The following is a 3,637-nucleotide window of genomic DNA, read 5'->3' as shown; positions in this document are numbered from 1 at the left end:
GTCAAGTATTATATGTTAAGTTAACAACTAACAAAGGTACAGTGACTAAGAAGATCGTATCTTCAGGTAGATAGTAAATTAAATAATTAGGGAATTTCCCTAAGGGTATAAAAAGGCAGCTAGAAATAGCTGCCTTTTTTTATTTTATAATTAAAATGAATTGTGTAAAATTATATTGAATTTGAAGTCATTTTATTCTAATAAATACTAAATAAGAATTGAATGAGAAATAAATTTTCTGTTGAAAAATAATATTTGGTAGGGTAACAAAGAAGTTTAATCTACTAAAAGTTCATTTGACCAAGTTTTTGCCTCTTCAATCGTGTCAAAAATTTCAAAAGGTTTATTTAAAAACAATTTTTCAATTTCCGCATTGCGCTTGGCTTTGTAGTCAGCAGAAACAACACAAAAACCTGCAAGATTTTCGATTTTTGAGGTTTCTTTATAAATGGCAGGATCTACTGCATATGAATTAACACGATGTGTTATGTAAACAAAAGGGTTGTTTTTGTAATAAGTATCTACAACATTAAGCAATACATTATTATGTTCTGGAGTAACTGTAACTCCTTCATTTATAACAACAATCATATAATTGTCATAGATATGCATCGTACAAAAATCATATTTTATCACATCTGTCATACCTAAAGTTACTAATTACACAGATGTAAAGCAAAAAAAACGCCTTGAAATTTCAAGGCGTTTTCAGTTTATAGTTCTAATCCTATGACTCTGAGTGTTTTTTAGGTTTTTCAATTTTTATGGTTAATTCGTTAGACTTAGAATCTAAATCCATAATAATTTTATCTCCTTCTTGTAACTGAGAATTTATGATCTCTTCAGCTAAAGCATCTTCAATATACTTTTGAATAGCACGTTTCAGAGGCCTTGCTCCATATTGTTTGTCAAAACCTTTTTCAGCAATATAATCTTTTGCTTTTTTAGAGAGCTTAAGTTCATAGCCTAGATCTTTAATACGATTAATTAGTTGTGCTAATTCTATATCAATAATCTTATTGATGTCTTCTTTTTCAAGAGCATTAAAAACCATTACATCATCAATTCTATTTAAAAATTCAGGTGCAAATGCTTTTTTTAGAGCGTTTTCAATGATACTACGACTATTTTCATCTGCTTGTGCGTTTTTTGCAGCAGTACCAAAACCAACACCTTGTCCAAAATCTTTTAATTTACGAGCACCTATATTAGAAGTCATTATAATAATGGTGTTTCTAAAATCGATTTTACGACCTAAGCTATCAGTAAGATAACCATCATCAAGAACCTGAAGTAACATGTTAAATACATCTGGATGTGCTTTTTCAATTTCATCTAGTAATACAACAGCATAAGGTTTGCGTCTCACTTTTTCAGTAAGTTGCCCTCCTTCTTCGTAACCTACATATCCTGGAGGTGCGCCAACTAAACGTGAAATAGCAAACTTTTCCATGTACTCACTCATATCGATTCTTACAAGTGCTTCTTCGCTATCAAATAACTCACGAGCTAATACTTTAGCAAGCTGTGTTTTACCAACCCCTGTTTGTCCTAAAAATATAAATGAACCAATTGGCTTGTTAGGATCTTTAAGTCCAGCACGATTACGTTGAATAGCTTTTACAACCTTGGCAACAGCTTCATCTTGACCAATGACTTTACCTTTAATAAGCTCGGGTAATTGCGCTAGTTTATTACTTTCAGTTTGAGCAATTCTATTGACAGGTATTCCGGTCATCATTGAAACTACATCAGCTACATTGTCTTCTGAAACAACTTCTCTATGTTGTTTCGTTTCTTCTTCCCATTTTTCTTGTGCTACAGCTAATTCTTTTTCAAGTCGCTTTTCATCGTCTCTTAACTTGGCTGCTTCTTCATACTTTTGTTTTTTTACAACCTTGTTTTTTGTGTTCTTAACCTCTTCAAGCTTTTTTTCAAGCTCTAAGATTTGTTTAGGTACGTCAATATTGGTAATATGAACTCTAGATCCAGCTTCATCTAACGCATCAATAGCCTTGTCTGGTAAAAAACGTTCAGTCATATACCTATTGGTCAGCTTTACACAAGCTTCAATAGCTTCATCTGTATAATCTACATTGTGATGTTCTTCGTATTTTCCTTTAATATTATTAAGAATCTCTATTGTTTCCTCAACAGTTGTAGGTTCTACAATCACCTTTTGAAAACGACGTTCTAATGCGCCATCTTTTTCAATATATTGTCTGTATTCATCTAATGTTGTGGCGCCAATACATTGAATTTCTCCACGAGCTAATGCAGGTTTAAACATGTTTGATGCATCTAAACTTCCTGTTGCTCCTCCAGCACCGACAATAGTATGTATTTCATCTATAAATAAAATAATATCATCATTTTTTTCGAGCTCATTCATAACCGCTTTCATTCGCTCTTCAAACTGGCCTCTGTATTTAGTTCCTGCTACCAAACTTGCTAAGTCTAGAGTAACCACGCGTTTATTAAATAAAATTCGTGATACTTTACGTTTTACAATTCTGAGCGCTAAACCTTCTGCAATGGCAGATTTACCAACACCAGGTTCACCTATCAATAAAGGGTTATTCTTTTTTCGTCTACTTAAAATTTGTGAAACACGTTGTATTTCTTTTTCTCGACCAACAACAGGATCTAATTTACCTTCTTCAGCAAAGACTGTTAAATCTCTTCCAAAGTTATCTAAAACTGGTGTTTTTGACTTTTTAGTAGATTTAGAACTAGTTTGCCCGAAAGGGTTTTGTTTTGCATCATCATCTTCGGTAGGTTCATCATCAGAAAAAGATTCTGCTTTTGGTTCCTCCATGAAATCATCATCGTTTGTTATCATAAATTTGAATTGTTCTTTAACATTATCATAATCCACTTTTAACTTATTTAAAAGTTTAGTTGTTGGATCATTTTCATTCCTTAAAATGCACAATAATAAATGTGCGGTATTGATAGAAGTACTTTGAAAAAGTTTCGCTTCTAAAAATGTTGTTTTTAGAGCTCGCTCTGCTTGTCTTGTCAAATGAAGATTTTTCTTTTCATTTGAAGTTATTGTAATATTTGGGTTAGCAGGACTTAATATTTCTACTTTTCTTCTTAGGTGATTTAAATCAATTTCTAATGCACCTAAAATATCTATTGCTTTTCCACTACCATCACGAAGTAATCCTAGCATTAAATGTTCTGTGCCAATAAAATCATGTCCTAAACGCAAAGCTTCCTCCTTACTAAACGCAATTACATCTTTAACTCTTGGGGAAAAATTATCATCCATAGTAAACTCTTTCTGCTTTAAAAATAATAAAAACAAGTATATAAAGGCAAAAACTATACCTTAAAATATATTATTAGACTAATAGACTAAAAAAACTTTACAAAATCAAAGTATTTAACATGTAACTTATTAAAAAAAAGACTCAAAATTTGTTAATAAAAAATCCTAAAAAAGAATTTTTTAAGTTCTCTATACACTATGAAATTAGTTATCTTAGCGTGTTTTGAAAACCTACAAAAAATCTAATAATTTTATTTATGGCAGAAGGAGAAAAATTGATTCCTATTAACATAGAAGATGAAATGAAATCGGCTTACATTGATTATTCAATGTCAGTCATTGTGTCACGTGCATTACCAG

Annotated in this window: 2 protein-coding genes; both read right to left on the bottom strand. The window is 31.3% G+C overall.

All coding sequences use genetic code 11. The annotated features are described in order from the left end of the window. Positions 1 to 276 precede the first annotated feature (276 nt). A complete protein-coding gene (locus AB8B90_RS13025) occupies positions 277 to 645 on the bottom strand; it encodes a hypothetical protein (protein WP_405337633.1) in 369 nt (122 codons plus the stop codon). A gap of 82 nt (positions 646 to 727) precedes the next feature. Continuing rightward, positions 728 to 3,277, bottom strand: coding sequence for an ATP-dependent Clp protease ATP-binding subunit (locus AB8B90_RS13020; protein ID WP_405337630.1), 2,550 nt, complete (start codon positions 3,275 to 3,277; stop codon positions 728 to 730). Between the last annotated feature and the right edge of the window lie 360 nt (positions 3,278 to 3,637).

The sequence above is a fragment of the Psychroserpens sp. genome (assembly GCF_045105015.1).
GTDB lineage: Bacteria > Bacteroidota > Bacteroidia > Flavobacteriales > Flavobacteriaceae > Psychroserpens.
The sequence above is the reverse complement of the archived record's forward strand: the minus strand, read 5'-3'. Positions and strand labels throughout refer to the sequence as shown.

Bases quoted from the DNA above. Each gene is read 5' to 3' on its own strand.
- AB8B90_RS13025 (WP_405337633.1), bottom strand. From the start codon at position 645: ATGACAGATGTGATAAAATATGATTTTTGTACGATGCATATCTATGAC.
- AB8B90_RS13020 (WP_405337630.1), bottom strand. From the start codon at position 3,277: ATGGATGATAATTTTTCCCCAAGAGTTAAAGATGTAATTGCGTTTAGT.